Genomic DNA, 26,745 nt, shown 5'->3' with positions numbered 1-26,745 from the left:
TTTGCGCGCCCGGAAAGGTTGCTGCCATGCCAAAATCTTGGTTAAGAATTGCCGGCCGCTGGTTTGGTCCAGTAAATGGTAAACGTGGTGCCTTCGCCCAGCGTGCTGGCTACCTCTACGTGCCCTCCCTGGCTGCTCACAATCCGCTGCACAAGGTACAGGCCCACGCCGGTGCCGTCAACGTGGGTGTGCTGGCGGGCAAACAGCTGAAAAACCGGCTGCAAGGGGTTTTCGATGTGCATGCCCAAGCCATTGTCGCGCACTTCCAGCACGGGCTGATCGTCCGGGGTGAGGTAGGCATGCAGGAGCACATGCGGTGGCCGGGCCGGATGACTGAATTTAAGTGCGTTGCTGACGAGGTTATGCACTACAGAGCGTAGATTGGCCCGACTGTAGTACAGCCCGGGCGCTTCCAGCACCTGCACGTCCATGCGGGCCCCCCGCTGCATAATCTGAGGGCGCAGGCCCAGCAGAATCTCTTCCAGCACCAGCGCCATATCCAGAAACTCGATAGGTTCCTGTTGCTGCCGTTGCGTACGTACGGTGGCTGCCAGGTCCGTCAGAACCGTATCCAGATGTCCCAGGGCCGCGTCCACCATACGAAGCATCACGCCCTGTTCGGGGTCGGCGAAGGTGGCGGAGCGGCGGAGCTCATCAAATAGCCCCCGCAGATTGAGCGTAGGCTGGCGCAGGTCGTGCGAGGCGGCGTACACAAACGTGTCTAGGTCGTGGTGGGCGCGGGCCAGCTCGTCGTACTGGGTTTGGAGTACCTGACGCAGCCGGTACTGTTCCTCCACGTCGGAGCAGGTGCCAAACCAGCGGGGGCCGGTTTCGTCGCTAAGCTGCCGGGCCCGGATGGTGTGCCAGCGGTAAGAGCCATCGTGGCGGCGCAGGCGGTATTCGCCCTCAAAATCCTCGCCGCTGGCCACGCTTTGCACCCAGCGGCGGGCCGCAGCGGCCTGCTCCTCCGGGTACAGCAAACCCACCCAGCCGGTGGGTCCCAACTCTTTTTTGGTCAGGCCAGTGTAGTCAAGCGTGTACTGATTGTAGTAATCAACTAAGCCTTCAGCCGAAGCCGTCCAAACCAGCTCCGGAATACTATCGGCCAGGAACTGCAAGGCAGCCTCACCCCGGCGACGAGCTTCGCTAAGCTCCCGCTGGGAGTGAATTTCCGTGAGGGCCCCGTGCCAGAATACGGGTGGGTCGGGCGGGTGCACTTCGGGCAGGGCCCGGCTCAGTATCCACCGATATTGCCCGTCGTAGCGCCGCAGCCGGTATTCAAAGCTCCAGCCCGTACCTGTGCGCCGTGCCGCTTCGGCCTCGTAGAGCACCCGCAGCCGGTCATCGGGATGGATAAGCAGGGGCCAGATGGCCGTTAAATCAGCAGTAGGCGGCTGCCCCGTGAAGCGGTACCATTGGGGGCTAGCGTACGTTACTAGGCCATTCTCATCCGTAGAAAAGGTAATGAGCGGGGCCGTTTCCGTGAGTACTCGCAGGCGGGCGTCGAGGTGGCGGGTGGTGAGGGCCAACTCGTGGGCGCGCTGCCGGGCCTGTTCCTGCTCACTTACATCCACGGCCAGAATCAACAGGCCCGCCACCACGCCATCGGCCATATGGTAAGGCTCCACCGATAGATCGAAGCAGCGGGAATGCCCGTTGGCATGCCGGGGGCCGCAGGCGCAGGATTTAGCCACGTATCGCTCCCCGCTGGCCAGAATGCGCGGAAGCACCTCCACGAATGCCTCCGGAAAATGTCCTGGATGCTCAGCTACCCGCTTGCCCTCCGCGTTAGTGCCCACCAACTCGTGCATGAGGGTATTCACGAAGCTGTAGCGCAGGTCGGTACCAGCCAGTGTTGCTACACCTGCCTGCAGCTGGCGAAGCATTTGCTCAAAGGGGGGGGACGTCATTAACTGGGTCAAGATACACGGCCCGCTGCTATCGGGCGGCTCATACAGTATCGGCAGGTACTGTTCAGCTTAGCAAGATACTACGCGGTACTGAATGGGTGGGAATATCGACACGTATTTTATTCCTCAGGTAGCGGAAAAACGGGCAAGGTGTGGTGGAAAGGCTGAGAAGGATCGGGGCCAAATACGGCCAGCCGTACCAGCTCTACCAGCATGGCATCGGCAATGGAGAGCGACTGGGGCACGGCGGGCACATGGTGCGGCAGCAGAAAGCCCTGCAAAGCCTCGAAACCAGCCGGCTCCAACGGGTGAAATGCCATGGACCAGTCGGAAAAGCTCCGCTCTACAATCGGACGGTCAATAAGCTTGCGCACGTGCGAATGACGCCCGTCTACGGCAATACGGTCAAACAAGGCGTCGGCGGTGCGCGGCTCCCCCTCAAACAGCTGGGCGATGTTGCCGTGGCTATAAAACAGGATGCCGGTGATGCCGTTCTGGGCATTATCCCGCCGACATTGGTCAAGCAGCTGCTGCAGGTCTGTATCCGACAGTGGACGAACTGCGCGGCTTATATACACAATATGTTTCATGCCCTCAAGCGAGGGGCTGCTGTGTGAAATCATGAGGAGCCTATTGTTCAGTAGCCGGTACTAACGCACGGAAGATAGGCTTGGTTTTCGAATTTCCGCCTCACTACCCGGTACACTTACGCCGCCTGCAGTTCGGTTTCGTGGTAGCAGTCCCAGTAACCATCATCCAGGCGGTACACATTTACCCGATGCAGCCAACCCGTATCGGGTCGCCGTTCTTTCACCTGCCCCCGCCACACAATTCGCCGGGCCACTGGCTGCCCGGCCGGGCGCACGGGCTGGCCCAATTCATACTCGAAAGTGCTGGCCGTTGAGGTAGCGGACTGAACTGAGGTGGCTGCCGACGAGGCCAGACACGCTTGTTCATGCCACGCCAGCAGCTCTCCACATGCCGGGCAAATGGCGTCGTTGGTTTCAATTGTTTCCTCCCCGGAAGCAGGCGCCAAAAGCGGAAGGTCACTGGTCGGGTCCAGCACCACGGTACGGGATTTGGAGCTAGCCATAAGAAGCAGACTTTTTAGTAAAAGTACAAACGGCTAACTTTTTTAGCAAGACTTGCTGCAAATTAGGCTCTGCAAGCGTTTGGGTCGTCACAGTTCACCACAGGAGGCAATGAATAGACCTCTGGATTGTCAGAAGCGGGGGGCGTTGCCAGGTGTTCAGTAGCAGCGGTGCTTTTGTTGACGCCATTTGTTTGCTGATACAATGCTCATCCTAAGCACGAACAGCGCAGCTCTCCGTATGAAAGGCTGCGCTGTTCGTGCTTAGGATGAGCGTGGCTTAGCGGAAACCATCGAGGTAGCCATTGAAATAGGCCCACTCGTCGCTGCCTACTGCTGCTTCGTCGCGTAGTTGTTCGACGCGGGCTCGTGTCGCTTCCACGTTGTAGAGGTAACTCTGATAGGATATGCTACCGTTGGCATACGCATCGGCAAAGTATTGCGCGTCGCTTATACCAATATGGTAGCCGGCCTGGTAGGATTCAGTTGGAAAGGCGGCTGTCATTAAGGTGCGCTCTGCCAGCTGGGGAGTTGCCTGGGTTATGGCAGGAACAAAGGCCAGCATTGCGGCCAAGGGAAGAATACCTAAAAGACGCTTCATACGAAAGATAGTAAAATGTGACGGATGGGTAAACGGTGTGACAAGCTAGTGGCAGCTCAGGCTTCAATCAACCCCGGTTTGCTGCCGATTGTGACATCAGGTGCCACCAGGTGGGGCGGCAAAAGGGGTTCTGAGGCGGCTGGCCGGTATTTGCTGGTCATATTCAAGTCCGACGTCACATTTCCGCGAAGATTGGCCTTGGCAGCGTTGCGGCGGGCAACCATCTTGCCGGCCTATTCATTCACTCCATCTCCTTTTAGTATGAAGCGCATTGTGTATTCACTGGCCCTGTGCGGGCTGGTATTCGGCGGCCTGACAGGGGCTCCCGTGCAGGCTGCGGCTGCCCCGTTCCGGCAATTAGCAGCATCTCCGCCCGATTACTACAGTGGTCTGGCGACAGGCCAAGGCTACCGCGACTACTACGCCCGCCAATACGGTGCTGGCACGCCCGCCTACGCGGCTGCTATTGAGAGCGAATACCAGCGGGCCTGTCAGGCTCGCTCGCAGGCTGCTTCTGATAACGATCAACACAACGTGGATTTCTGGACTGGCTTCATCGACGGGCTGGACCGCCCAGCTGAGGAGGCTTACTAATCAAACTACATCCCCTACACAGCATGCAGCCTCGTCCCGGTAAAGGACGGGGCTGCATATTGTACAACCAAGAAGCAAGCTAGCCTAGAAGCGGTGTCTTTCGGGGAGGTTGTGTGCTGAGATAAGCAGTGTAAATTGAGATTCTCCTGGATTTGCTAGCTTACCGGGGATGAAACGACCTTTCGTAGTAGCGGCCCTGTGGGGCCTGAGCCTAGGGGCCAATGCCCAGATCAAACCCGTGTTGTATCCGAAGTTGAGCAAGACGCTCGATAGCCTGGCGTACGTAGATCAGTGGCCGATGCAGCAGCTGTTTAAGCAGCAGCCCGACAGTGCGGGCCGAAATCTGGTGCAGGTGGAGAAGGAGAACTACGCCCGTCACCAGCCCGTGCTGGAGAAGATCGTGCGGCAGGTGGGGTATCCGGGGTTCCGACAGGTAGGAGAGAAAAGCTCGTCTAACTTCTGGCTGCTGGTGCAGCACGCCGACGCGCATCCGGAATTTCAGCGGCAGGTGCTGAAGCTGATGCTGCCAGAGGTGAAGCGCAAGAACGCCAGCGGGGTCAACTACGCCTACCTGATCGACCGGGTGGCCGTGGGCGCGGGCCAGCCGCAGGAGTACGGTACGCAGCTGGAATACAAAGGCCCGGGGATAGGCAAGGCCGTATCCCGCTTATTACGGGACCCCAAGAACGTGGATAAGCGCCGGGCTGCGCTGGGGATGGAGCCGCTGCAGCAGTATTTGGACATGATGACGTCGATGCACGAGCAGATGAATAAGCCGAAGTAGACGATTCCGGTAGTCAGGCGCTGGATGAACCCTTTTGGTTACGCGGCGCGTTGGGCAGGATATGTCAGCAGCTAGTAAACGCCCCCGCAGAGCCACCGAGGAAATTGTCAAGCCTACTCTTTCGCATGCCGAGCAAACAAAGGCATTGCACGAGCGGGAGGCCGGCAAAACGGTCATGTACAAGGTTGATGCCTGGGGGCACATAGAAACGCGCTTCGTGCGCACGCAGAACGTGGCGGTCTGGGAAGCCAAAGGCTTTCTCCGGCGTTAAGTTCTTTTTATCTATTTCGTTTAATTCTGAAAACGCCCCTCTATTTCGGAGGGGCGTTTTCAGAATTAAGCTGCGTCCGGGAAGCATCGAGGAGCTTACTTGCCCGCTGCCCGTTGAAGCTTCATTGGAAGCTCTTACAATGCTTGGTGCAGGGTGGATGCTGCGGCTGTTGCTCAGACGCGGCCGGAGTCCGGAAAATGAAACAGGCTAGTCATATCATCATGCCCAAAAGGCCCCAGCCGATGCTGGGGCCTTTTGGGCTTCTAAGCTGAGCGGTTTATTGGTACCGGTTCCAGACATTAAGCTGCCCGTCCCAGTAGAAGACATCGTCATACATGCCCAGATTTACTGCCTCCTGCCGACACTCGTAGCAAAACTGGCGAATCTCGTCAACCCGGGCGTAAAACTCGGCGGTGTAGCCTCCGCACTCCTGATACAATTCCTGCACAGCACCTGTGGCATCAGCCCGGCCACGAATGAACTCCGGATGGGCACGCTTTGTACTGTGCGTGGTCGAGGAGGCAGCAACTTCTTGTTGTGCGCCAACGGCTGGAGCCAGTAACAGGGCTAGTAAAGCGACGCGAATACCTGTTCTCATGATGGTTACAGTAGGATAGTGAATGGATGCCCAACATTATGCACATAGCTACCAGTTAACAAGGACGAATTTAGGCTATCTGTGACATCTGGTTTGTGTCCGTAAAGCGCTTAATTCCGTTGTTTTCTACCCATATTCGACGATTCCAATTTCGCGACGAAAAGGCTGAGTACGGTGTGGTTCAGGTCTTGCATGTAGCACTGCCGTTCGGCGACCTAGGGTGTATCGTCTACCAGATAGCAGAATAGCCGGCTCGTAGCTGAACCCTGCCGGAGCCGTCTGTAGCGTGAATAGAGCGCCTCAAGTTTTAAAAAGGTATAGCCTGTTGGAATAGATTGAAATCATCGTGGAACGGACCGCCACCAACTATTCTGCTTACGCCATTCAGTACGAAGTATGTACAGTCAGCCCGGAGTCTGACAGAGTTACAGGCAAATTTGACTGAGTCCTGCAATCTGCACCTCGAAAACGATAGAAGGACAGTAATGTCTGATGAGCTACACCCTGTTTTTAATCCAGCCGAAGATGCTGGTAATGGGGGCGCTTCCATTACCAAATAGGAGCGAAGTGAGCTCTATTTTCATCAAACGGACACACTGGCGGGCATACTAAGCGAAAATGCCTTGCAACTCATTGAGTTACAAGGCATTTAGACTGCTGTGAGCCCCCAGTCGAAATACGTAGTTTACTTCTCTATTCTGGCTCGTACTTGTACTGCCAGTGAACGCTGTAAATTAGCGGAGCATAAAACCGGCATTTAAGAGGAAACTAGCGCCGATTTCCTTGAAAAGAGGCACAGAAAAAGGGCACAGATTCACTGTGCCTTTTCTGTGCCCTGTATTCCCCGCAACCGGTCAAAGGCCGCCAGGGTAGAGGTGTGGCGTTCTTTGGCTCTGGTCTTCAGGTAGCCGCGGGTCGTGTTGAGGTTGGCGTGGCCGACCGAGTCCTGGATGAAGACGATGTCGGCCCCGCCTTCGAACTGCAGGGTGACGAAGGTGTAGCGGGCCGTGTGGCAGCTCACGACCTGCCAGAGCTCTACCTCCCGGCTGATGCGCTCGGTGCCGCGGCCGCGCACATGGGTGACCTTGCGCTTCAGGCCGGCCGCCCGGCACAGGGTTTTGATGGTGGCCACCATGTGCTTGTTGGTCGGTACCGGCAGCTTGCCCTGGTAGCGCTGCCAGATGTCGTAGGCAATCGGGTCCAGCGCTACCCGGACTTTCTTCTTGTCGCGCTTGATCTTCTGCTGGTCGTACACTAGGATGGGCAGTTGGTGCGTGCTGCCGTCCTCTCGGTGAAAGGTTTCCAGCACCACGTCCGAGGGTTTCAGCCGGGCCAGGTCGGAGTAGCGTGGGCCAGTCAGACAGTTGAAGACGAATACGTCCAGCACGTGGCGGCGGGGCTGAAAATTGGTGCTGCCTTCCTTGACTTCCAGCGGTTGGTGGCGGTAGAGCTGCATGACCTCCTCAAAGGTGAGCGGGTCGCGCTCGATCTGCTCGCCGAACTCGTCCTCGATCCAGTCAAAGGGCAGGCGCTCGAACTTGAGCAGCTTGCGCAGCTGCTTGAGGTAGGAGGAAATGGTGTTATTGTAAAAGCCCCGGTCGCGCTTGGTGCCGTTCTTGCCCGGCAGGCGCGCCTCCTCCACCAGCCAGGTGCAGAAGTCTTCCAATACTTTGCAGCGGCCGTGCGTGTCGGGCTGGAACTCCAGCGGCGTGGCGGGCTGGTCGGGGCGCCACTCCGCGAGGCGGTTGATGAGCCCTTGGGGGTTACTGAGCGTTTTGGCGGCCAAGCGCACGCGGTAGGCCTGCTTCCATTCGGCGTACACGTCAGCCAGCGTCCGAACGGGTGGGGCTGCCTCGGCGTCGACGGTGGTAGCCCCGCGGACTTTGGCGGCTTGCTTGGGCTTGAGTTGGGCGAGTAGCTGCTCGGGGGACAAAACGATGCCTGCCCGCTCGGCATCATCGATGAGTTTGCCGGCGGCCTGCTCGAACTCGGCCAGCTTGTTGTTGATTTTCAGGTAGCCGGTCTGGGCGGATTTCACCCGCTCGCCTTTCCAGTGCTGGGGCAGGCAGTTCTGCCCGGTGCTGGTGCGCAGACGGGAAAGGTCCTCGGTGGCCGCGTCGCCCCGGCCCCAGCGAATATCGGCGTAAATGGGGGAACGGCCGTCGGCGCGGGTATACGTGTGTATGTAGAAGCGGATGGGCATTGTCTTACATCAGGTTGGACAATGAAGGTAGTAAATTGCTAATCGGAGTAGTTATACGATCTGGATACTACCGAAACATTCCAAGTATCCAGGTTAAGTATAAATTTTCCAACTATCACATAATCATGTGATTGGGTGTGGGTCGTGATAATTGCTGTATACATTCGCCGCAGTCGAACTCATTCACACAACCAACTCTACACAGTTATGGAAGCAGACATCATTTTGAACGGGGAATCCCTTGAGCTCCGCGGCAACGTCGTCGCCATGGACAACGAAATTTCCAGCACGGGCCCCGTGGCCGGTTTCTCGTTCCGCGACCGGAGCGATGCCAGCAAACGCTTCGTGCTCTACGCCAACACGAACAAAGTACGTTTGTGGAAGGAAGGGCTCGGCGACGTCCTGACCGTTGCGGACAAAACGCTGGCAATCGACGGGGTGAAAGCAAAAACCCTCACCGTTGACGAGTTGAAAACGAAAACGCTTCAAGCAGGCGCAGCGACGGCCGAATCGTTTACCGTAGAATACACCGTCGTGGTGAAGCCCGGGAAGCCCATGCCCAATGGGGGCTTCTCGGCACCCGTGCTCAAGGTGGTCAAGGTGAATCTGCTGGATACCATCCAGGCCTTGCAAAACCAGGTAGCGGAATTGGAGAAGAAAATCGGCGTGCTGCAGTAGTATCTGGCCCATCATCCTTATCCGGATACGACAATGAATACGCTACGACAACTTCGGCAATTTGTCCAGTTGGATTCTACGACCTTGCAGCCGATGGGACCTACGACCAGCCTGCGAAACATCGGCGGCATGGTCGTAAATAAAGGCTATCCCATTTCCATGCGGCAAGTCATTCAGCGGCTGGAAGCACTGCCCCCGTGGAGTTGGAGCTTTACCGTTACTCCCCAGGCCGGCAAAGCGCCGCTGGTGATCAGCGTCCAGAAAAACCATGGGGGGGCCGGGATAAACCTGGGCGGGCCGGTCTACTTCCGCCGCAACGGCCAGGAGGTGGCCAAAATTGATAAGAGCTGGTTCACGTTCACGCTCAACGAACCCGGCGACTATACCGTCGAAACGGAGCTCGGCGCCATTACGAACACGGGCTACCGGAAGGAGCCCGCCGTCGCCAAGGTCAGCGTCGCCCCGGCGACTCCTTCCGGTGGAGGCGGGCAGCCCGGCGGGAGCCAGGGTACCAACCTGGTAAACATGATCGTAACAGCGCAATCGGGCATTGCCATCAAGGAAGCCCTGTTCAAGCTGGAAGGACCCGGAGCGCCCGCCGGCGAAATGCCGGGCACCAATAAGCTGGGGCAGTTTACGGCCAGCTTTACCGTGCCGGAGCCGGCAGCCGGTAACTCGGCGACCTATCAGGCCACGGTCGGGGTGCTGTTCGACTCTGAGCTGGGCTCGGGGGCTATCAAGTCCGCGCCCATGCCGTTTCTGATGACGACCACCGACCGCGGCGTACTGTTTTCCGTGCGCTACGATCCGCAGACGAACAACTTTTTCATCAACAACGATGGAATCCAAGGCTAGGCCGCACGTGGTACGGTAACGGCCTGACGTAAACATATCCACAAAAAAAGCCCCGTCTGATGAAAGACGGGGCTTTTTTGCGATTACACTACTACTTGGTTAAGGCTGTACGAGCAGGCGTTGCACGCTGGTGCTGCCATCGTAGTGCAGCCGTACCAGGTACACGCCGGCAGGCAGGTCATGCGTCGGTACCGGCAGCGTATGCGGGCCGGCCGGTTGTTGCTGCTCAGCGGCCAGTACGGCCACGGTGCGCCCCGTCATGTCCAGCACGTCGGCCGTTACCTGGGAGGTTGTCGGCAGGAAGTACGAGAGCGTAGCCGACTGCGAGGCCGGGTTGGGGAACAGCTCCAGTGCCAGTTCCGGCCGAGCCTGCAGCGTCGGCGTAGCCGTGGTGCGGGTATACCAAATGGGGGAGGTCACGATCCGGTCCCCGTCCTGCTCGATAATGACGGCGTAGTAGTAAGCCGTGCTGCCTACTGCCAGCGAAGCGTCGGAAAAGCTCAGAGCCGTCGGGCCCGACACGGTGGCCACGCTCTGGGCCAGCTGCCCGCTGCCGGGCGTGCCCTTCATCAAGGTGATGGAGCGGATGGCCTCCCCGTCCAGGTCGTTGATGGAGAGCGTCACGGCCGGAGACGTAGCGCCGGAGAAGATGCTGCCCATCGGCTGCTGGTTCAAGGAGAAGGTCACCTCCGCGTTCCAGTCGTCGGAGGCGTAAAAGCTGCGCTGGCGCAGGGCCGTGAGCAGGTCCGGGCGCGTAAGGGCCGGCGCGACGATTACCAGGCGGCCCGGGGTAGTGCGGTTGAAGGTCGTGTTGTGGTTGTCGTGGTCGTAGCTGATGCCCACGTGGTAGCCCTTACTGAGCAGGGCCGTGTAGGTGCTCTCGTAGCTGCTGGTCGACACGTTGGAGTAGGTCGTGTTAGTCGAGCTGGCCGGACCTGAGCGCATGATCGTGCCGACCACGGCCGAGTCGGCCCGGGGGTTGAAGGCGCCGCCCACCAGGTTGTTGTAGTCCCCGCTGGAGGGGTGGGCCAGGGTAGCAAACGCGCCGGGGCGTTTGTTGATCTGCTTAAAGAGTGACTGGTAGTCATTCTTGGGCACGTACACGTCGTAGTTGCCCGACTCCCAGCCCAGCAGCTGGTTGACCCCGTACACGAGCAAGTGCCCTCCGCCGGAGATGACGCCCCACTCCATGCCATAGAGGGCCACGAACTGGGCGTTGGTGGCCTGCTCGGCCTGCTGCAGGCCCTTGGCGTAGTTGGGTAGGCTCATGCCGGCCGTGGCGTGGTTGTGCTCGGCAATGCCCAAAAAGTCCGAGTGCAGGCTCGCATCGGCATAGATAAAGTCCTGCAGGGGGGTGGAAGCGCCGGAGGAGCCGGCATCCTGGTTGCCGTCGGAGTAGGCGGAGTGGGCGTGCAGGTTGCCGAAATAGAAATGGCGGGTAGGCGCTGGGGTCTGGGCCAGCGCCGCGGTGGAGGAGAACAGGCCAACGAAAGCAGCCAGCTTGAAAGAAGTAGAAAAGGCCATAGGCAAAGGGGGAGGGAAGTAAAGGGGGATAAAGATACACCGGTGCCGGATGGGTTGCTTCTCCACGGTGCACGCCGTTGAGTAATCCATATTTGCCACGTTTTTGGTGGAAACAACAAGGCCCTTCCGCGCTGAAAGGGCCTGGCTGCCGTATCTGTAAATATCCGTACCAGTACGGATAGGATAGCAGTGCAAACCGGTACAGATTTACGGTTGGGCGAAGTAGCCGCTACCGCTCATTCCGTCGTTATCCAGCGTGCCTCTATTTACTGTATGAGCTACTCTCCCGCGCGTGCCACCGAGGAAATAAATGCAGCCGAGCCTAAGAGTAGTGCTGGCTCCACCTCACCTGTGCAGATGGCCTTGGATGCCAGCCCCCGGCTGGCCGACCAGCAGCGGCAGCAGCAGGCCATCGACGCAAGCCCTCGCCAGCAGGAGCAGGGGGCGCTAGTAAGCCGCCTGCCGGCCGCTAATCGGACGGGGCTGCCGGATGCACTGAAAGCGGGTGTGGAGAACTTGTCTGGCCATTCCCTGGACGATGTGCGGGTGCACTATAACTCCAGCAAACCCGCCCAGCTGCAGGCCCACGCCTACGCTCAGGGAACGGATATTCACCTCGCCCCGGGGCAGGAACAGCACCTGCCGCATGAAGCTTGGCACGTGGTGCAGCAGAAACAGGGCCGGGTGCAGCCTACGATACAGATGAAAGCGGCGGACGCCAGGCAATATATTGAGGAGAAAAAACTTGGAATCAGCGCCACTAAACAAGACGTCTTGGGCTATATCCAAAATACTTCCAACCCTAAGCGCCATCGGGACAGCTTATTGAAGAAATGGAATAAGGGCTACTCCCCGGTGGGTAACCTGTACATTGACATCAAGAAGGGAAGTGGCCCGAATAAACGAAAACGCAAAAAGGGTAGACAACAGACCGAACCGAAGACGGCAAAAAAGCGCACTGCCGTCAAGCGGTATCTGGATGACTTTACCGTGCTGAAAATGGACGATGAGTACGAGCTGCCTCTCAATGAAGTAGATGCTCAAGACCTGGAAAGTGAGGAAGAATCACAATCATCCTCTGATGAAGAATTGGGGAAGCCAAAAGCCAAAAAAAGGAAAATCGAGCAGGAAGACGAGGAAGATGAAGAATATTCGGAGTCGGATGAGGATGTCCGGATGGAACACGAAGCAGCCGAGAAAGAAGAAGACGAGTTTAGTCGTATGCTGGACGAGGCGGAGGGAGTCACGCCTAGGATGGGAGTTAACGATAAATGGAGTGACAGAGACCCTCTCAGGTTAGCAACGCTAAATCTTGATCATTACTCGGGGGGGAAAAGTTCTGCAAAGTCGGAGCCGGATAGGTTGACGAAAGGAGGAATGGGTAAGGTTATGTCCGTGAAGAAAAACGACTTACGGATGCGGGAGATTGTGTACCTACTGAGCACCAATAATCCCGACATACTGGTCATACAGGAAATACAGGGGTTTGCCGAGTTCAAGGCGGAATTCAATCGCCAGCTTTTTTCTGTCGCCCATGAAAACGACGAGGGTATTTTTGTGACTGGTCTCGACCAGCTACAAAAGGAGAGGGATAAGAGTATAAAGCTGAAAGTGGCCTCTCAGTACCAAGTAATTGAGCAACCAACATGGAAGGCGGGTACATTCAGTGAAAAAAATGCAATTATCATCAATTCTGCGGTAATCAGCCCGAGTGATGAAATGTATAGGTATGATACGAGAGAAGGCCTAGAAGACGCATCGCTGGAAGAAGTTGACCCGACTGACATATTACCGTTTGGGGAAGTGAAGAAGAAAGGCTCCAAGAACTACCAGGCGCGGGACCCAATCATTACCAACTTGACGTATCTCGCGGGCACCCCGAAAGAGCGAAAGCTTGCTGTGATCAACGTGCATACAAACCCAACGGGTAGCTCAAAGGGCGCGCCGATGAAGCAGCAAAACCAAACTATCCTGAAAGCGCTTGAGGCGGCCAGAAAAACCAATAAATACGACGCTGTTTTTGCCATTGGCGATTTCTACATGGAAAATGCCGATACCAAAACCTTCAATCAGTTGATTCGTGGCGAGTACGAGGATGATGACGAAAAAACCTTGGCAACGCCACGAACTACCTTCGCCACGAACAACCCCAACGCTCATCCTGAAGGGTATCAGTTCCATCACCACCGGATGGACGAGTCTGATGACAGCAAGCCATACAAGCGGGAGGAACAAGAAACGCCTATTCTCAACGAAGCAAGGAAGAAAGCCCATAAGGGCCAGAAGGCGGACATGCTCATCTACTATACCGACCTGTTCTTACCAGAGGAGAATGCTCCCAATACCTTCCCCCCCATGTATCCGCCTGGGGCCGATGAAGAGGAGGTACGAGGCATTCGAGAAGCCCGGTTTGATACAGACAGTACGGATAATAGATTCATTAAGTCAAAAGCCAAGTTGCGTGAAGAGCAGTATGAGCGCACCGTGCTGGCATCGGAAGATGGAGAAGAGCTAGACATCCAGACAGAGAAACTATATCTGACGGAAGCAGAAGTTTCCGCCTGGCGCAAGCCGGCGCCGGATCATGCTTTCCGGCTGTTTACCGGGTATCTGAAAAACAAAGTTCCCCCAAAGAAGCAGGCAACCACCAAAAAGAAGGCGACCACCAAAAAGGCCGTCGACCTGCCACGACGGGTAAGGCGCAAATCCGCGGTTCAAGCAGACGAAACACTCCTCGCCCTGCGGTCTGCCTTCCCTGTTTTCACAGCCATTGAAGAAAGAGATGAGGAAGATCTGCATCTAGCGTTGCGTGGCCTGCAGGAAGACGGCCAACTCGATCTGTTAAGAGGGCAACTCAATACGGACGGTCTGGCGATTATCAAGGAGCTGCTGAACGACGACGACTTGTACGCGGAAGTGTATGAAGCCGTGACAGGCTAACGTCTACCAAAGAGCAAATAGAAGTGAAGCGCCCTTGCCTATGAAACGCGGCTTGCGCATCCATATCGACTCTTAGTGCATACTTTCCACTCTCGCTAGGAATGACAAAGTGTGTGGGGCTATTCGCATTCACACTATGGTAACAGAAAAGCCCCTCCGGTGTGGAGGGGCTTTTTGCTTGTTGGGCCTGTAAATATCCGTGCCAGTACGGATAGCATCTCGGCAAAAACTAGTAGAAATTTACCCCAGGCGAGGTGCTATTTCCTCGCTTGTAGTGTACCTATTCATGAAATCTATCCTCTTGCTGGCCCTGGGGGCCGGCCTGTTTTCCGGGAGTCACGACGGCCCCACTTCGCGCAAACCCGCTACTCGTCCCGTCAAGACCTTAGCATCTGTTCTAGGCCGCTGCTCCGGCAACGCGTACTGCTCAGCCTGCCGCAACTGTAGCGCCTGCGGGCACTGTGCCGGGGGCGGTGGTACCTGCGGGGTATGTGCCAGCTACTCGGCTCCGGTGCGCACGTATCGGGCCCCAGCCCGCACGCGCAGTAGTTCCTCGCGCAGCTATTCCGGGGGCGGTTCGTCTCGCAGCACTGCGCCGTCCCGGCCGAAAACGGTACTGGTTGAAAGCGTCTCCTACTATGTGGCCGCTACGACGCTCAACCTGCGGGAAGCCCCGTCGGCAGATGCGCAGGTATTGCGGGTGCTCGAGCAGGGCGACATCGTAACCGTGCTGGAACTGGTGGATGAGAAGTGGGCGCGGGTGTCGGCTGCTAGTGCGCTACTCGGTGACCGGGAAGGATATGTGGTACGGGCATATCTAGCTGAATAGAAACTAAATTCTCACCCTTTTACTAATCTAAATCATGACACAAGAGGATATTGAAAAATCGCTGCTTGATGAGTTCAAGCGCTTAAAGTCCAAGCCAAATCACCCAGTTACATATCGTTGGATCCAATACAACTATATGCCTACATTAAATCCTAAGCAACAAGAGTTGGTAGAACCTGCAATAGCTAGTTTAATTGAGCAGGGACTGGTTACTGAAGATAACCGTATGGGAGGAAAATGTATAGTGCTTACCGAGGCTGGTTACGAGAAAATTTTTCCCCTTGACAATGAAGTCTCAATTAAAAGGGTGAAGCAGTTGATTTTAGAAGGATTTGCCAAACAACGTTCTAAGGCAGGCCATGGACTAGACCAACGGTGGTTGAACTTCGTTCTTGGGCCTATGCTTTCCCCTCGAGAGGTAGATGTATTCGAAGAAGCAGTTCAGAGCCTCATAGAAGATGGGTTAATTGAGGAAGGGACCTCTCATATGAATGTTATGACTTTAACAGAAAAAGGCTTCGACACCATATACGAAGCATAACATATAGTTACACACGGAAAAGCCCCTCCGGTGTGGAGGGGCTTTTTGTTTATAAACGCTTTCTGAAGCTATCTGGCGGCAGACTGGCTTTCCTGGCACTGGTGTAATGCAACAGCCTTAGCTGTTTCAGACTATCCGACGATACGATGCGGATGGTACGCACGTACTGGTCGTTCACCAATCCGTCGTATTCCCGCTTGCGGTACGGTACGTAGCCGCCGTCCTCGGAGAAGAAATAGAAGTCGCCCACCTTGCCCATGTATTTGAGGGCTCCCTTCGGCGTCTCCACGTAACGAAACTCCAAGCCGGACAGGGCCTTGTAGGATTCCATACGGCCGAAGTGGTAGGCTAGGATAAGCGGTATCACGACGGAGCCGATCAGGGAGCCGAATTCGGTCGTGGATTTGCGTACGTAGTCTCTCAAAAGTAGGGCTGCAAGCCACGGCCCAAAGAAAATCAACACGGGTAGGCGCAGCAAGTCGAGCCAGTCGAGAGTCCGCAAATACGTTACCGTAAAAGGGGCCAGGTTTTCCACTGGGAATAGCAGAAGGGAAACCAATGCGACGAAGCCCACGACAAGGCCTAGCACTAGTCCGACTATTGCTACCACCATCAAGGCGGTCAGTACGTGCATGATGGCCCGTTCGTACCATTTTTCGCCGTCTTCGAACGTGATCCAGCTGAGCTTGGTAGGAGGCGTAGCCTTCTTCTGCCAAGTGCCGAGTACGGAGGCGATGGTCAGTAGCGGATAGAACGTCAGGCCGATGAAGCTGAGCAGCGGGTTGGCCAAGCTCTTAAGCACGTCTTGGACCTGATAGTAATTGAAAACGTCAATGCCTACGTTCGACCAGTAACCTGAAACGTAGCAGAGCGACGCCAATATCAAGTAGGGAACGGCCGCCGCGCCCAGTTGGCCGAGGTTGAGCTTTAGTACGACGGGAGCGACGAACCGTTCCGGCTTAGAAACGGGCGTCTCGCTCTTATGATTCATTAATCATTTTACTGAGTTAGGGGAAGATGAGGAGACTTATGAAGTAAGGAAGAGTACTATAAAAATTGCTTCGAAGCAGCTACGTTTTTTTACTGACTGATCCTTACGCACCTAGAAACATAACTAGCTCTTCGCAAATGCAGAAGCAGAATAAAACAGCATATGAGCCGTACCTTGCAAGATAATACACCTATTAGACCTAAGCTAGATAACCACAGTGCACCAATAGGCAGCGAGCCTTGAAAAGGTGCAATGAATGTACAGCAAGGTCGGGTTGAGCATGCTCTAATGGCGAAAACTAAGGACAAATCCCAGTTCGGTGACTTTCAAACCCCTGTATCACTAGCTAGTCAAGTGTGCAAGCTGGTGCGTAGGTATATGCCTGTTCCTCCAGTTTCTATACTCGAACCGACTTGTGGTGTTGGAAACCTATTGGTTGCTGCAGCAGATGAATTTCCTGAAGCACAAACTCTCATTGGTGCAGAGCTGTCTCCTATACATATAGCAACGCTACAAGCCATAATTGAAGAAAGAACAGACAAGGACAAGTTTCAAGTAAAGCAACAGAACTACTTCACTTGTGATTGGGAAGGAGTTGCAGATTCATTAAGTAGCCCCTTGTTGGTATTGGGTAATCCACCTTGGGTAACTAATTCCGAATTATCTGTTTTAGGCAGCGGCAACAAACCTGTTAGGGTAAATTTTCAGAATTTCTCAGGGTTAGATGCGCTTACTGGTCGGAGCAACTTTGATATATCGGAGTGGATGCTGTTGGATATGCTTAGATGGATGAGTTCTCGTGACGCAACGTTGGCTATATTAGTTAAGACGGCAGTTGCCCACAAAGGCTTAGTATATGGTTGGAAAAATGGGCTCAACATTCACAATGCTTCTATCTACCATATTAATGCCTCTGAACATTTTAAGGCAAATGTGAATGCATGTTTGATGGTTTGTAGAACCTTTGCATCTGACATTTCTCCTACCGCAGAATGCCAAGTTTTCGATTCTCTCTATAGTGTTGAACCAGCTACCTCTTTAGCGTATAAAGATGGGAAACTGGTTACTAATACTGAGAATTATGATCATTGGAGCCATCTTCAGAGTGAAGGAAAATGTAGTTATAAATGGCGTTCAGGTATTAAGCATGACTGTACCTCTGTTATGGAGTTGAAGGTACAGGATAATTCCGGAGCAATATCATATATCAATGGTCTAAACGAAGAAGTTAATCTTGAGAATACCTACTTATGGCCTATGTTCAAATCTTCAGAGGTGAACAATGAGAACATACTCATTCCCACCAGAAGAATGTTAGTACCTCAACAGACCACCGGAGAGGGTACAGACGTGATTAAAGACATTGCGCCAAAAACGTGGGCGTACTTAGTAGCCCATGGCGAAAGATTAGATAGTAGAAAAAGTATGATATATAAAAAGCGTCCTAGATTTTCTGTATTCGGTGTAGGCCTATATTCTTTCTCTTCCTGGAAAGTAGCAATATCAGGTCTTTATAAGCGTTTTAAATTCAAAGTTATTGGTCCATTTGAGGGAAAAGGTGTTGTTCTTGATGATACAACGTACTTTCTAAGTTGTAACAGTGAAGCAGAAGCCAATCTAATTGCAGATATGTTGAATTCTGAGATATCAATTAGCTTCTTCAGTTCCTTTATTTATTGGGATGCTAAAAGGCCTATTACCAGTGGGTTGCTACAACGGTTAGATATAAGAAAACTTGCTGAGCAGTTGGGGAAGTTGAAGGAGTTAGATAATGTAAATGCACTACATGAAAATTTAAACTTAGTTGCTTAAAGCACTCGGCCAAAATCGAGATTCTGATATTTGGCATATGTGTGTAAATAAATACATGTCTATGTATCTGATTAATCTTCTTATATTCCTAAAATGCTTTTCCATGTCGCTGATTGTTAAATCTGGAGCTTGTCTATGAGCAATTGCATTTCTTACATCTAGGAATGATGTAAGTAGGTACAAGAAAGAAATATTGCTTATTGATCTTAGTTCTTCAAATATTTTGGGTTGTCCAAGTATTGTAAATATTTTTTTAATATTTCTGTCACTTGGAAAGCTTTTGTTTTCATATAGCTTGAAATTGCGGAATACGGATACGCTCTTTATCGATTTGTTTGGATTATGAACTATATAGTAATCGTTTGATAATATAGTTTCAGAAACGTATTTCATTTCGTCTCCATACGCAATCAGCGTTCTGATGCTTTTTATCTGCTGTTGCATTAGGAAGTAAGTTTTTAGTGATAATGGTATATGCTTGAATTTAGCTTTGTTTTGCTCTAGCTGAATAAACCAGTCGTCTATAAATGATACCATATATTGTTCTAGTGATGCACATGCTATGATAATTGCTGACTGAAAAGTCATTTGTTGAATATCATAATTAATAGAGCTTGATTTGTGCAGTTCATTGATGATTATTACTTGTTTGTACGACTCTTTGATTTTCTTTAATGCAAAATATTTTGATTTGCTGGAAGAATAATTCATGTTTACTGCATTTTCAAATGCTTACGAAAAATATTTTCCATTGCTGTTATTCTATATTTTATTGCAGCCTCGTTGCTAGTTGAAGCTTTTATAAATCTGTAAAAATTTTCATCGTTCATCAACTCTATTACATCTCTGGTTAACTCTGCCTTGTCTACTTGATTTACAAGTGACATATTTGGATTGATCCTTGCTATTGATATCATTTCTGCATCAAACAAGGCTGTGTTAAATGAAGGTGACTTTGTCTTGTCACCTAAAATTTTAAATGTCTTATCGCCAAAGAACGTGTTTAAAATCTTTAGTGATTTTTCAAAAATATTAGACAGTGTTTTTTGTTGAATATTGTCTATGTTCCTGTTTTCTTCTGTAAATCTGTTTATAAATCCTATTAACGGGAGCTTGTAAATTTCATATTCTTTATAAAAGGCGATAAATCTCAATACTAATTCATCGCCTTTCATTCTTTTGTTGTCCTTTGTTTTAGTTAAATGTTGAAATAGTTCATTTTCAGCCAATCTTGACGTTAGCTGAATGAGAGGGCCATAATAAATGCCGTGCCTTAGTTCTTGAGGTAATAGCTGAATAGCTCCAGTATTCAAACGCTCAAATACATCAAATTTGATTTGTGGATGTGTTTCTTTTAGTAAAGTAATACACCTTAATGTTCTGTTAGTAATGTGTCTCTGGAACCTTGGATCTAGTTCGGAGAATTTGAACCCTTCTAAATCTGGGTAAGTTGTTAGGCCCGATAATGCAAATTCGTCCTCTAAGAAAAGTTTAATACTACTGAGCCTTTGGTTGCCATCTATAACCAATAGTTGCTCATCCGATGTTTGTGATAAATAAATAACAGGTATAGGGCATTGAATAATGAGAGACTCTATAAGCCTGGATGCTTGGTTTCTTGACCATACGTATTCCCTTTGAAAATTGGGAACAACCATACTTTCATCTAACAGATACCTGTGAATAGTATGAATAGAAAAATCATATGTTTCTGTATGGACTTTTCTTTCTTCAAGAGGTATGTCATTGACATCTACATCCTCTTTACGAATTGGAAATAATATGTCGGCTAGATGAGAAGTAGTTGTGTTTTTCTTGACTGCTACCTGATCTTTTTTGGTCTTTGCCATGATGTAGTGCTGGATTTTACTTGTTATTTTTTTATAACTAACGGATTGGTACGTCTACACCACGAATCACCCGCCACATGCCATGGATGTCATCAATAATGACTTCCTCCACACCACCTTCTGGGTTATCTGACTCAAGCAACACCTTACCGGTTGAGGCCAGGGTATTATGCTTGATGCGCTTGATGACGAAGTGGTGCTTGAAGATGACGATGTAAACACCCGGCCGGGCTTCCTTCCATTTATCAACGTCGGATAACTCCTCGACCAGCACCTTCATTCCGGCCCGCAGCTGGGGCTCCATCGAGTCGCCCGCAATATCTACTACCAGTCCTTCCTCCGGGTCGCCCTCGTTGTGTACCACCGGGAATAGGGGCAGGTCCGAATAGTCGTAGTCTCCGGCAAAGGACTCGGCGAACGTGGCGCGGGCACTGAACTCCAGGCGGCGGTAGTACTTCAGTTCCTTCTTGGAGAAGTGAGAGGCGAATCGTGCGTTGCTCTTATCCGACATGAGGGGGCCCAATGGGTGCTCGTCGGGCACTACCGCCATAGCTGGCTGTTTACCAGTTTCTATATAATCTGGTGTAGTCTTATACACCTCGGCAAGTTTCTCCAAGACGGTGCGCCTGATTCGAGCAGTATCATCTGTTTCGTATCGGTGAACGGTCTGTCTGCTTTTGTCAATAGACTTGCCTACTTCTTCAAGAGTCATATCTACCGACTCTCTCAGCCGTGCGAGCCTCAAAGCGCGTGAATTTGCCATCGAATTCGTGATTTATGGAACAAATCAACACGGTTTGGAACAGGTTGTGAAAATATTTCACAACATATCCTTTTTTGTTCCGTTTTATCACGTATGTTTGCCATATCAATTCACGCTTTACCGCCATGAAAGACACAGAAGAACTAAAGCTACACCCCGTTCGGGGAGAAGTAGACGCTGCGACGAAAGAAGCCATGAAAGATGAGCAGGAGCGTCTGAGGAAGCTTTTAGGACGCCGACCTTCTCTCAACGAGGTTGTTGCAATGTGGCTTACAGAGCGTGCTAAGCACCCAGTAGCCGCCTAAATTTTTTTGCCTTGAATTTCACGTTTTGTTCCATAATTCATAAAAATTCACGTTTCAACCTTCCCGCACTATGTCTTTCCCCACACAACCCCAACCCTTCATGACCGCCTCCGCCGGCGGCACCCCGGCAGCCTCGCCGTGGGAAACGCTGGCACGCCTGCAAGCCACCGCCCAGGCCGAGGCGGAAGTCCTCAACCGCCGCTACCTGCTGAGCCCGAAACGCACGGCCGGCCTGGGCTACGACGACCGGCTCACCGCCCGGCTGGGCTGCGGCAAAACCAAAGCCTACGAGCTGCTGCAGGTCTGCCCGAGCCAGGGCGGGCTGCGCCACCTGCGCGTCGGCAACAAGTACATCGTCTCGGAGCAGGCCGTGCGGGATTTGTTCGGCGACACGCCGACGGTAGCGGCTACCGAAACTACACCGCTGCTCTTGAAACTCGCCGCCTAGCCATGCTCAGCATCCCACTCGCCGGGGGCGGTACGCTGCAAGTGTCCAACCCTGATCTGGAACAGGCCGTGCTGGTGGCCCACGCCCAGCAACTGGCCCGCACGGAAGGCTTCGAGAAGGCCATGAGCGTGGTGTACCGGGTGGGAGGGGAGCCCGATCCGTCGCGGCCCTGGAACGGCCTGCTGACCGACCGGCTGGACATCAGCGAGAAAACGGCCCGCACGCTCATCACGGAAGGCAAAATCGGCTACTCCCTGGTCGGGGAGAAAAAGGGCTACCGCGTCACGGAGCGGCAGGTCCGGGCCTTTCTGGGCGAGCTGCCCGAAGCCGCCTAAGGAGTACCAACCCCACAAAAAAAAGCGGACGGCTTCCTACAGCCGCCCGCCTTCACAACAAACCTTAAATTCTTCACGCCAAAGATCATGAAAAACGCGCACACTACCATCGACTTACCCTCGGTTTTATCCGACGCCGAACTCTTCGCTGCCTTTGCTGGCCGGCCCGAGGCCCTGGCCCTCTTGCAGCAACGCCCCGATCTGCTGGCCGGGCTGCGCGCCAAGCCCCAGCACCTGGGGGAAGTCGTCGAGCTCTTAACCGAACAGGCCGCCCGCGCCGCCAAGATGACCACGCTGCAGGCTGAAATCGCGCAGTGCGTGCGGGCCCTGCTGCCCACGGCCTTCCTGGACTCGCTGCCCGCCACCCTACACGGCTTTACCCAGCAGGAGCCGGGCTACTGGCTGGAGCCGGAAGTGCAGGCCGTGCGCCCCGACTCCGACAAGTGGATCTGCCACGGGACGCTGTCGGACGTGAACCACTGGGTTGCCAACAGCATGGCCCCCCGCTTCCTGAACGGCGTGTCCTTCGTGATGGAGGAAGTACTGCCCGGGGAGGAACTGGTGCCCGGCAGCGTCTACCGCCTGGAGTTCGGCGTGCCCCTCGCTAGTGGTGGCGGTACCCTCTTCCGCTTGATTCGGGTAGAGCAAACCAAGCAGGGGGACATCCTGATTGTCGAGCACGACGCCGACCCCTGCCCGGCCGGGCATCGGGACCAGTGGGCCCTGCGCCTGGGCGCCCCTGATTGGCGTCTGTACCGCTTCCTGCACTACCACTCCTTCACCGGCCTGCAGCTGCCGACCAAGGCATTTCCCGCGCGGCCCTGGGCCCAGATTCTGGAAAGTGACCGGCAGTACCAGGAAAAGAAAGCGGCCCGCAAAGCCAAGCGGCAAGCCGCCCTGGCTCTGCGCCAGCAGGCTATTACTCAACCCCAGGAGCTGGCCCTGGCCGCTTAAGTCTCTGCCATGCACTCGCTTCGCTACCTCTACAACCGCTGCCGCCTGGCCCTGCGCCCCCGCGTGGCGGTGCTGCCCGCCGCCTGGGCCGAATACAACCGGGGGCAGGCCCTGATTTTGGGCTTGCCCGCCGAGGTGCTACCCGCCCGCCTGAAGCTGGTGCTGCTGGAACTGCACGCCCGCACCAGCCCCCCGTTTCCGCTGGCCACGCCCGTGCTGCGCGACGACGCGCTGACGGCCTACAACACGGGCGAACCCGAATGGGCCGTGCGGGAGGCGTTTACCCAGCTCTGGCGGCAGGGGTGGGTGGGCCTCTCGCACACCTACCCGCAGGGCTCCCTGCTCACGCCGCCCGTCACCTTCCTGCAGCCGGGCCGACGTCTAAGCGGCTTACTGTCGGAAGGCTACGACGTGGGCCAGCCCCAGCCATTCATCCAACGCGCTTAACCTCTCCCTGCCATGGCCCGCCCGAAGAAAGTCGGATTGGAATACTTCCCCCTGGATTGCCAGCTCGACGACAAAGTAGAGATGCTGGAGGCCGAGCACGGCCTGATCGGTTTCGCCGCCTACATCAAGCTGCTGCAGCACATCTACCAGACCGAAGCCGGGGAGCTGGATATGTCCGTGGTTTTCCGCTGGAAAACTCTCGGAAAACAACTGGATATGTCGGTGGAAACGCTGCAACAACTCCTCGAAACCATGTTTGCCATCGGACTTTTCGATAAAACAGCCTTCACGGAGCGGCAGGTATTGACCTCCAACGGGGTGCAAAAGCGCCGCAAACGGGTAGCCGGCCTGCGTGAAAAAGACCGTTCCCGCAAAGCAGAGGACGATGTGGAGGATAGCCCGGAGTTTTCCGCTGGAAAACCTCTGGAAAACGGGGGAAAAGGAAAAGGAAAGAATACTACCGTATTCAAAAAGGAAAGTAAAGGGAAGAGAGTTACACTCTCTCCCTCTACGCCGGCTCTCGCCGCCGAGCGAGTGGGTGAGGGGGCTGAAGTTGAGTTGCCCCTGGAGGGAGAAACCACCCCACCGCCGGCCGCTGAACCGACCTCCACCCCGGCCACCCCGGGTAAACGGGACAAACACCCCGCCGAACTGCCCCTCGCCGAGCGCTGGCCGGACCAGGTGGCCGTGCTCACCGATGCCGAGCGCACGATCTGGGAGAAGTTTCTGGCCTGGGAGCAGGACAACCCCCTGAGCAAGCTATTCCGGATGAAGGAGCCCTTGACCCCCGGCCAGCTCGTGGCCCTGATCGGCAAGCACGGGGCCGGGCCGGTCACCAGCGTGCTGCTGGACATGCAAAACCGGCCCAAGCTGCTCACCGAGTACGATTCGGCCAACCTGACGGCCCAGAGCTGGCTGCGCCGCCGCCAGCAGCGCCACACCGTCGCGGCCTAGCCCATCTCTCCACCGCCTAACCGCCCCAACCCGTGAACTACGAAATCGTCCGCGGCTCCCTGACCAACCGCGGCCTCGTCCAGCCCAAGCACCAGATCGAGCTACTGCCCACCGACGAGGAATTTTACCTGAGCCTGTTCGGCTTCGACAACACCATTTTCGAGCATCTGGAGGTCCACCGGGACCCGCAGACCGGCAAGAGCACCGTCGCGGGCTTTGCCGGCAGCTACTTCGCCGAGTTCCTGTACTTCGACCTGGACCGGGACGGCGATTTGGCCGGTAGCCTGGAGTCGGCCCGGGACCTGGTGAAGCGCCTGTATTCCCGGTTTCAGCTCTCGCCCAAGCAGCTCTACCTGAGCTTTTCTGGCAGCAAGGGCTTTCACATCGGCCTGCACCAAAGCCTGTTCGGGGGCTTCGAGCCCTCGCCCCGCCTGCCCGAGTTCGTGCAGATCCTGGTAGCCCGCCTCGTGGCCGAGTGCCACGGCCTGAGCCTCTCGGACATGCAGACCCAGCACGCCACCCGCAAGAAAAACCGGGAGGGCAACTTCGCCGACGTCGACTTCGGCATCTACACCCCCAACCGGCTGTTCCGGGTCATCAACTCCCGCAACGCCAAGAGCGGGCGCTACAAAATCGGCCTGACCAGCCAGGAACTGCTTTCCCTGCCGCTGGAGGAATTGCTCACCCTGGCCGAGCAGCCCCGGCCCGACTACCGGCCCGAGTGCCGTCTGACGGGACAAACGCCCGTACCGGAGCTGGCCCAGCTGTGGGAGTATGCCCGCACCTTCGACGCGGCCGCCTTCACCAAGGCCCACGGCACGCAGAGCGGGAAGGGTACGGCCATCGACCGGGACTTTTTCGCCCCGCCCCAGCCTGGCAACCGCAACAACGACCTGTTCCGCCAGGCCTGCCACCTGTTCGACCACTCCGAGCTCTACGAAAGCCACGTGCTGCAGCTCATTGCCGGCATCAACCACTCCAGCCACGCCCCGCTACCCGACGCGGAAGTACGGCAAATCGTCAAATCGGCCTTTACCCGCACCCAGCGCACCAAGGGCCAGTCCGGGGCGACCGTGCTGACTCCCGAAGCCGCCAGCGGCGACAAGGTAGAAATCTGGTCGGACTGGACGGAGGAGTGGCTGGACTATTACACCCAGGCTCCTTCACCGATGACCTGCCTGCTACCGGACATCGACGCCGACCAGGAAATGAGCCTGAAGGGCAAGCTCTGCGTGCTCATCGGCTCGGGCGGTACCCGTAAGAGCTACTTCCTGCAGAACGTCATTGCCCAGAACGTGCTCGGCTACGGCAACCGGTTCCTGTACTCCTCCATGGAGATGGGCAAGCCCGAAACCGTCAACCGCTTTCTGGACATGTACTTCGACGCCGAAGATGGTGTGCCCGCCAGTAAGGTGTTGCAGCGCTACGCCCGGGATAACAAGGACCAAACCCGGGAGCTGCTGCGCCAGGGTTCCCAAACCGTCGCCGACCAGCTCATTTTGACTAGCAACGGCGGGAAAACCGTGCAGGACTACGAGCGGGACATTCAGCGCACCATCGCCCTCTACGGCTCGCTGGACGGGCTGGCCATCGACGGGCTAAGTGCCATGGGAGGGAAGGGAGAGGAGACGGAACGCTACAGCCGGGCCACGCTGGAATTGAAGGAGCTGGCCAAGCGCTACAACCTCTTCATCCTGCTTATCTGCCACACCACTAAAGCCTGCGCCGCCCATACCCGCGACGCTAGACCGTTCGTGCGGGGCTCGGAGAAGATCCTGGACAACTCCGACTTCTCGATCTGCTTTGCCAACATCATCGACGTGGCCCGCAGTACCCCGGACAACATCCACTACTGCTCCCACCTGGCCCACGTGAAGTACTACAACAAGCGGGGATCGGGCAAGATGCTCAACCAATTGCTGGAGTTCGACGGCCTGCGCAAGCTCTTTTCCCCCTCGCCGGCCCCGCTGCTCAACTACCCAGACCATGACGCTTTCGTGCGGGAATACGCCAAGAAAGCCCGCCAAGCCGCCAAAGACGACGACCCCTTCTAATCAACCCGATACGCCCTACGCCATGAAAGTCCTATCGAACCGCACCGTCTACCAGTGCGACCATTGCACGACCAAGCGCTTCACCAAGCAGGCTGCCCTGCGCCACGAGCAATTTTGCAAGCACAACCCCGACAACCGCCACGCCTGCTTCAGCTGCGCCCACCTGGTGCGCACCACCGAGGAAGCCGCCGTCGACGAGCAGGGCAAACTCGTCACGGCCAAGCGTACGGTCTTCACCTGCGCCGCCCTGCGCAAAGACCTCTACAGCTACGTAGCCGAGCGCAAGAACATGCTCCAGTACGTCGGCGAGGCCGAGCGCATGCCCCTGCAGTGCCCCAGTTATGAGCTCGACAACCCGTATCCCGACGCGCCCTTCGCCCAGCCCGATGCCACTGACACGCTTCCCTTTTAATC

Annotated in this window: 26 protein-coding genes and 1 pseudogene; 15 read left to right on the top strand and 12 right to left on the bottom strand. The window is 55.0% G+C overall.

The window, feature by feature from the left end; all coding sequences use genetic code 11:
• Nucleotides 1–41 precede the first annotated feature (41 nt).
• The 4 genes from LF252_RS06780 to LF252_RS06765 form a co-directional block, all read right to left on the bottom strand.
• On the bottom strand, nt 42–1,886 hold the full coding sequence (locus LF252_RS06780) for a PAS domain-containing sensor histidine kinase (protein ID WP_226268818.1): 1,845 nt from the start codon (nt 1,884–1,886) through the stop codon (nt 42–44).
• 143 nt (nt 1,887–2,029) lie between these two features.
• Complete coding sequence (locus tag LF252_RS06775) at nt 2,030–2,500, bottom strand: BLUF domain-containing protein (RefSeq protein ID WP_226268817.1); 471 nt, start codon at nt 2,498–2,500, stop codon at nt 2,030–2,032.
• 116 nt (nt 2,501–2,616) lie between these two features.
• Nucleotides 2,617–3,003, bottom strand: coding sequence for a hypothetical protein (locus tag LF252_RS06770; RefSeq protein WP_226268816.1), 387 nt, complete (start codon nt 3,001–3,003; stop codon nt 2,617–2,619).
• Between the two features lie 277 nt (nt 3,004–3,280).
• Nucleotides 3,281–3,601 (bottom strand): hypothetical protein, encoded by a 321-nt coding sequence (locus LF252_RS06765; protein ID WP_226268815.1) that lies wholly within the window; start codon nt 3,599–3,601, stop codon nt 3,281–3,283.
• Nucleotides 3,602–3,862: 261 nt separating this feature from the next.
• Here LF252_RS06765 and LF252_RS06760 point away from each other — a divergent pair, with 261 nt between their 5' ends.
• A complete protein-coding gene (locus tag LF252_RS06760) occupies nt 3,863–4,195 on the top strand; it encodes a hypothetical protein (RefSeq protein WP_226268814.1) in 333 nt (110 codons plus the stop codon).
• Nucleotides 4,196–4,364: 169 nt separating this feature from the next.
• Nucleotides 4,365–4,979, top strand: coding sequence for a DUF6624 domain-containing protein (locus LF252_RS06755; protein WP_226268813.1), 615 nt, complete (start codon nt 4,365–4,367; stop codon nt 4,977–4,979).
• 548 nt (nt 4,980–5,527) lie between these two features.
• Here LF252_RS06755 and LF252_RS06750 read toward each other — a convergent pair.
• Nucleotides 5,528–5,848, bottom strand: a complete 321-nt coding sequence (locus LF252_RS06750; RefSeq protein ID WP_226268812.1) for a hypothetical protein — start codon at nt 5,846–5,848, stop codon at nt 5,528–5,530.
• An 814-nt stretch (nt 5,849–6,662) separates the two neighbouring features.
• Nucleotides 6,663–8,051 (bottom strand): tyrosine-type recombinase/integrase, encoded by a 1,389-nt coding sequence (locus LF252_RS06745; protein WP_226268811.1) that lies wholly within the window; start codon nt 8,049–8,051, stop codon nt 6,663–6,665.
• Between the two features lie 207 nt (nt 8,052–8,258).
• Between LF252_RS06745 and LF252_RS06740 the strand changes: the two genes are divergently transcribed.
• Both LF252_RS06740 and LF252_RS06735 read left to right on the top strand, forming a co-directional pair.
• On the top strand, nt 8,259–8,729 hold the full coding sequence (locus LF252_RS06740; RefSeq protein ID WP_226268810.1) for a hypothetical protein: 471 nt from the start codon (nt 8,259–8,261) through the stop codon (nt 8,727–8,729).
• A 93-nt stretch (nt 8,730–8,822) separates the two neighbouring features.
• Nucleotides 8,823–9,584: a hypothetical protein gene (locus LF252_RS06735; protein ID WP_226268809.1), complete on the top strand. Its 762-nt coding sequence runs from the start codon at nt 8,823–8,825 to the stop codon at nt 9,582–9,584.
• A gap of 99 nt (nt 9,585–9,683) precedes the next feature.
• Here LF252_RS06735 and LF252_RS06730 read toward each other — a convergent pair whose 3' ends face one another.
• On the bottom strand, nt 9,684–11,108 hold the full coding sequence (locus LF252_RS06730; RefSeq protein ID WP_226268808.1) for a T9SS type A sorting domain-containing protein: 1,425 nt from the start codon (nt 11,106–11,108) through the stop codon (nt 9,684–9,686).
• Between the two features lie 273 nt (nt 11,109–11,381).
• Here LF252_RS06730 and LF252_RS06725 point away from each other — a divergent pair, with 273 nt between their 5' ends.
• The 3 genes from LF252_RS06725 (at nt 11,382) to LF252_RS06715 (ending at nt 15,418) form a co-directional block, all read left to right on the top strand.
• A complete protein-coding gene (locus LF252_RS06725; RefSeq protein WP_226268807.1) occupies nt 11,382–14,048 on the top strand; it encodes an eCIS core domain-containing protein in 2,667 nt (888 codons plus the stop codon).
• A gap of 286 nt (nt 14,049–14,334) precedes the next feature.
• Nucleotides 14,335–14,877 carry an SH3 domain-containing protein gene (locus LF252_RS06720; RefSeq protein WP_226268806.1) on the top strand — a complete coding sequence of 181 codons (543 nt, stop codon included), beginning with the start codon at nt 14,335–14,337 and terminating at the stop codon, nt 14,875–14,877.
• Between the two features lie 34 nt (nt 14,878–14,911).
• Nucleotides 14,912–15,418, top strand: coding sequence for a hypothetical protein (locus tag LF252_RS06715; RefSeq protein ID WP_226268805.1), 507 nt, complete (start codon nt 14,912–14,914; stop codon nt 15,416–15,418).
• Nucleotides 15,419–15,467: 49 nt separating this feature from the next.
• Here the strand turns inward: LF252_RS06715 and LF252_RS06710 are convergent, their stop codons facing one another.
• On the bottom strand, nt 15,468–16,409 hold the full coding sequence (locus LF252_RS06710) for a hypothetical protein (protein ID WP_226268804.1): 942 nt from the start codon (nt 16,407–16,409) through the stop codon (nt 15,468–15,470).
• Nucleotides 16,410–16,787: 378 nt separating this feature from the next.
• Here LF252_RS06710 and LF252_RS06705 point away from each other — a divergent pair, with 378 nt between their 5' ends.
• Nucleotides 16,788–18,221, top strand: a complete 1,434-nt coding sequence (locus LF252_RS06705; protein ID WP_226268803.1) for a DNA methyltransferase family protein — start codon at nt 16,788–16,790, stop codon at nt 18,219–18,221.
• On the opposite strand, the gene LF252_RS06700 is transcribed toward LF252_RS06705, so the two are convergent.
• The 4 genes and pseudogenes from LF252_RS06700 to LF252_RS23135 all read right to left on the bottom strand — a co-directional run.
• The gene (locus LF252_RS06700) at nt 18,210–18,932 is read right to left on the bottom strand and encodes a HEPN domain-containing protein (RefSeq protein WP_226268802.1); all 723 of its coding nucleotides are present in this window, start codon (nt 18,930–18,932) and stop codon (nt 18,210–18,212) included. The genes LF252_RS06705 and LF252_RS06700 overlap by 12 nt on opposite strands.
• 2 nt (nt 18,933–18,934) lie before the next feature.
• Nucleotides 18,935–20,071: a DUF262 domain-containing protein gene (locus tag LF252_RS06695; RefSeq protein WP_226268801.1), complete on the bottom strand. Its 1,137-nt coding sequence runs from the start codon at nt 20,069–20,071 to the stop codon at nt 18,935–18,937.
• A 37-nt stretch (nt 20,072–20,108) separates the two neighbouring features.
• Nucleotides 20,109–20,621 carry a S24 family peptidase gene (locus LF252_RS06690; RefSeq protein WP_226269685.1) on the bottom strand — a complete coding sequence of 171 codons (513 nt, stop codon included), beginning with the start codon at nt 20,619–20,621 and terminating at the stop codon, nt 20,109–20,111.
• Nucleotides 20,622–20,654: 33 nt separating this feature from the next.
• Nucleotides 20,655–20,834: pseudogene (locus LF252_RS23135) on the bottom strand (helix-turn-helix domain-containing protein); the annotation flags it as partial.
• 375 nt (nt 20,835–21,209) lie between these two features.
• Here LF252_RS23135 and LF252_RS06680 point away from each other — a divergent pair.
• The 7 genes from LF252_RS06680 (at nt 21,210) to LF252_RS06650 (ending at nt 26,743) form a co-directional block, all read left to right on the top strand.
• Nucleotides 21,210–21,587: a hypothetical protein gene (locus LF252_RS06680; RefSeq protein WP_226268800.1), complete on the top strand. Its 378-nt coding sequence runs from the start codon at nt 21,210–21,212 to the stop codon at nt 21,585–21,587.
• 2 nt (nt 21,588–21,589) lie between these two features.
• A complete protein-coding gene (locus LF252_RS06675) occupies nt 21,590–21,922 on the top strand; it encodes a hypothetical protein (RefSeq protein WP_226268799.1) in 333 nt (110 codons plus the stop codon).
• Nucleotides 21,923–22,009: 87 nt separating this feature from the next.
• Complete coding sequence (locus LF252_RS06670; protein WP_226268798.1) at nt 22,010–22,876, top strand: hypothetical protein; 867 nt, start codon at nt 22,010–22,012, stop codon at nt 22,874–22,876.
• Nucleotides 22,877–22,885: 9 nt separating this feature from the next.
• Nucleotides 22,886–23,323: a hypothetical protein gene (locus LF252_RS06665; RefSeq protein WP_226268797.1), complete on the top strand. Its 438-nt coding sequence runs from the start codon at nt 22,886–22,888 to the stop codon at nt 23,321–23,323.
• Nucleotides 23,324–23,335: 12 nt separating this feature from the next.
• A complete protein-coding gene (locus LF252_RS06660) occupies nt 23,336–24,277 on the top strand; it encodes a DUF4373 domain-containing protein (RefSeq protein WP_226268796.1) in 942 nt (313 codons plus the stop codon).
• A gap of 32 nt (nt 24,278–24,309) precedes the next feature.
• A complete protein-coding gene (locus tag LF252_RS06655) occupies nt 24,310–26,331 on the top strand; it encodes a primase C-terminal domain-containing protein (protein ID WP_226268795.1) in 2,022 nt (673 codons plus the stop codon).
• A 22-nt stretch (nt 26,332–26,353) separates the two neighbouring features.
• Nucleotides 26,354–26,743 (top strand): hypothetical protein, encoded by a 390-nt coding sequence (locus LF252_RS06650; RefSeq protein ID WP_226268794.1) that lies wholly within the window; start codon nt 26,354–26,356, stop codon nt 26,741–26,743.
• Nucleotides 26,744–26,745: the final 2 nt, after the last annotated feature.

Source organism: Hymenobacter pini (genome assembly GCF_020421205.1).
GTDB classification, from domain to species: domain Bacteria; phylum Bacteroidota; class Bacteroidia; order Cytophagales; family Hymenobacteraceae; genus Hymenobacter; species Hymenobacter pini.
This window is presented reverse-complemented; position numbering and strand designations above follow the sequence as displayed.

Coding starts and splice junctions, on each gene's coding strand:
- LF252_RS06670 (WP_226268798.1), top strand. CDS start 22,010: ATGAAAAACGCGCACACTACCATCGACTTACCCTCGGTTTTATCCGAC.
- LF252_RS06745 (WP_226268811.1), bottom strand. CDS start 8,051: ATGCCCATCCGCTTCTACATACACACGTATACCCGCGCCGACGGCCGT.
- LF252_RS06730 (WP_226268808.1), bottom strand. CDS start 11,108: ATGGCCTTTTCTACTTCTTTCAAGCTGGCTGCTTTCGTTGGCCTGTTC.
- LF252_RS06740 (WP_226268810.1), top strand. CDS start 8,259: ATGGAAGCAGACATCATTTTGAACGGGGAATCCCTTGAGCTCCGCGGC.
- LF252_RS06720 (WP_226268806.1), top strand. CDS start 14,335: ATGAAATCTATCCTCTTGCTGGCCCTGGGGGCCGGCCTGTTTTCCGGG.
- LF252_RS06650 (WP_226268794.1), top strand. CDS start 26,354: ATGAAAGTCCTATCGAACCGCACCGTCTACCAGTGCGACCATTGCACG.
- LF252_RS06765 (WP_226268815.1), bottom strand. CDS start 3,601: ATGAAGCGTCTTTTAGGTATTCTTCCCTTGGCCGCAATGCTGGCCTTT.
- LF252_RS06715 (WP_226268805.1), top strand. CDS start 14,912: ATGACACAAGAGGATATTGAAAAATCGCTGCTTGATGAGTTCAAGCGC.
- LF252_RS06780 (WP_226268818.1), bottom strand. CDS start 1,886: ATGCTTCGCCAGCTGCAGGCAGGTGTAGCAACACTGGCTGGTACCGAC.
- LF252_RS06755 (WP_226268813.1), top strand. CDS start 4,365: ATGAAACGACCTTTCGTAGTAGCGGCCCTGTGGGGCCTGAGCCTAGGG.
- LF252_RS06675 (WP_226268799.1), top strand. CDS start 21,590: ATGCTCAGCATCCCACTCGCCGGGGGCGGTACGCTGCAAGTGTCCAAC.
- LF252_RS06725 (WP_226268807.1), top strand. CDS start 11,382: ATGAGCTACTCTCCCGCGCGTGCCACCGAGGAAATAAATGCAGCCGAG.
- LF252_RS06700 (WP_226268802.1), bottom strand. CDS start 18,932: ATGAATTATTCTTCCAGCAAATCAAAATATTTTGCATTAAAGAAAATC.
- LF252_RS06750 (WP_226268812.1), bottom strand. CDS start 5,848: ATGAGAACAGGTATTCGCGTCGCTTTACTAGCCCTGTTACTGGCTCCA.
- LF252_RS06760 (WP_226268814.1), top strand. CDS start 3,863: ATGAAGCGCATTGTGTATTCACTGGCCCTGTGCGGGCTGGTATTCGGC.
- LF252_RS06735 (WP_226268809.1), top strand. CDS start 8,823: ATGGGACCTACGACCAGCCTGCGAAACATCGGCGGCATGGTCGTAAAT.
- LF252_RS06695 (WP_226268801.1), bottom strand. CDS start 20,071: ATGGCAAAGACCAAAAAAGATCAGGTAGCAGTCAAGAAAAACACAACT.
- LF252_RS06705 (WP_226268803.1), top strand. CDS start 16,788: ATGCCTGTTCCTCCAGTTTCTATACTCGAACCGACTTGTGGTGTTGGA.
- LF252_RS06665 (WP_226268797.1), top strand. CDS start 22,886: ATGCACTCGCTTCGCTACCTCTACAACCGCTGCCGCCTGGCCCTGCGC.
- LF252_RS06775 (WP_226268817.1), bottom strand. CDS start 2,500: ATGAAACATATTGTGTATATAAGCCGCGCAGTTCGTCCACTGTCGGAT.
- LF252_RS06710 (WP_226268804.1), bottom strand. CDS start 16,409: ATGAATCATAAGAGCGAGACGCCCGTTTCTAAGCCGGAACGGTTCGTC.
- LF252_RS06770 (WP_226268816.1), bottom strand. CDS start 3,003: ATGGCTAGCTCCAAATCCCGTACCGTGGTGCTGGACCCGACCAGTGAC.
- LF252_RS06680 (WP_226268800.1), top strand. CDS start 21,210: ATGTCTTTCCCCACACAACCCCAACCCTTCATGACCGCCTCCGCCGGC.
- LF252_RS06660 (WP_226268796.1), top strand. CDS start 23,336: ATGGCCCGCCCGAAGAAAGTCGGATTGGAATACTTCCCCCTGGATTGC.
- LF252_RS06690 (WP_226269685.1), bottom strand. CDS start 20,621: ATGGCGGTAGTGCCCGACGAGCACCCATTGGGCCCCCTCATGTCGGAT.